At 75.7% G+C, this 1,352-nt stretch carries 1 protein-coding gene and 2 pseudogenes; 2 read left to right on the forward strand and 1 reads right to left on the reverse strand.

Annotation, left to right across the window (positions count from 1 at the left end; translation table 11 throughout):
* Window positions 1-116: 116 nt before the first annotated feature.
* Together AB0G02_RS40500 and AB0G02_RS40505 are read left to right on the forward strand one after the other, a co-directional pair.
* Entirely contained in the window at window positions 117-329 is a 213-nt protein-coding gene (locus tag AB0G02_RS40500; protein ID WP_360805934.1) for a dienelactone hydrolase family protein, read from the forward strand.
* Between the two features lie 140 nt (window positions 330-469).
* Window positions 470-1,213 (forward strand): annotated as a pseudogene (locus AB0G02_RS40505) (CHAT domain-containing protein); the annotation flags it as partial.
* A 23-nt stretch (window positions 1,214-1,236) separates the two neighbouring features.
* On the opposite strand, the pseudogene AB0G02_RS40510 reads toward AB0G02_RS40505, so the two are convergent.
* Window positions 1,237-1,352: pseudogene (locus AB0G02_RS40510) on the reverse strand (elongation factor Ts); the annotation flags it as partial.

Here is a 1,352-nt window from a genome sequence, read left to right on the forward strand (position 1 = left end):
CTGGGTGTCGCACGCGGTGGTGTACGGCGACCTCAAGCCGTACCTGGTCGCGCTGATCACCCTCGACCGGGACGAGGTCGTCCCGTGGGCCGCCGAACGCCCGCCCCGGCCTCCCGGTGCACCTGCACGTGGCCGACCCGGACCCGCTCGTGCCCCCGGTCGACGTGGCCGCCTGGCAGACCGCGGTGACGCCGGCCGACAGGCAGGTCTTCACCTACCCCGGGGCGGGCCACTTCTACACCGACGCCGACTCGCCGGACCACGACGAGCAGGCGGCGGACCTCACCTGGCGCCGCGTCCTGACCTTCCTCGACGCCCTCGACCGCTGAGCGGCCCGCGAGGGGCGGGCGGATAACGCCGGACCGGCCCGCGGGGATAGTCGGCGTGAGGAGCGGATCGGCGGACGGGAACGGTGGGGGCGGTGGCGGTCGACATGCCCGGCGGGGACCGGCACCTGGTCGACCGCCGGATGGCGTTGGCCCGCGAGTGGGACGACCTGGTCGGCCGGGTGCGCCGCATCGAGGGGTTCGAGGACTTCCTGCGCGCGCCCGACCCGGCGAGCCTGCTGCCCGCCGCGCGGAACGGGCCGGTGGTGGCGGTCAACGTCAGCACGGCCCGGTGCGACGCCCTGATCGTCCGCGAGGACGGCGTGTCGGCCGTGCCGCTGACCCGGCTCACCGCTGCCGACGTCGAGCAGCGGGCCCGCGGTTACCTCGACGTCCTGGGCGCGGTGGAGGAAGCCGGTCGGGCGCTGCTGTCCGCGCGGCTTGAGGTCGACCGGGGCACGGGTGGGCGCGCGGCGGTGGGCCGGTACGACGCGGCGAAGCGCGGGTACCTGGCGGCGCGGCAGGCCGCGGAGGACGGCCTGTCCGAGGTCGCCGGGTGGCTGTGGGACGTGGTGGCCGAACCCGTGCTGGCCGGGTTGGGGTTCGACGCGGTCGTGGCGGACCCGCCGCGGTTGTGGTGGTGCCCCACCGGGTTGCTGAGCCTGCTGCCCCTGCACGCGGCCGGTCACCACGCCGAGGGCGGCGGGCGCACGGTGGTCGACCGGGTGGTGTCGTCCTACACGCCGACGGTGACCGCCCTGCGCGACGCGAACCGTCCCGCCGGCGAGGTGTCCCGCCGGATGCTCGTCGTCGCGCTGCCGGAGACGGCCGGCCAGGTGCCGCTGCCCGCCGTCGGACGCGAACGCGACCTGGTCACCGGGCTGTTCCCCGACCACACGCTGCTGGAGGGGCCGGACGCGACGTGGGAAGCCGTGCGCTCGGCGCGCTTGCCGACGTCCTTCGCACCCTTGATGCGCAGGATCTCGACCGCCTTGTCGAAGTCGCCGTCGGCTTCCTCGAGCGCCT

It is taken from the genome of Actinosynnema sp. NPDC023658, assembly GCF_040639995.1.
In the GTDB taxonomy this organism is placed as follows: domain Bacteria; phylum Actinomycetota; class Actinomycetes; order Mycobacteriales; family Pseudonocardiaceae; genus Actinosynnema.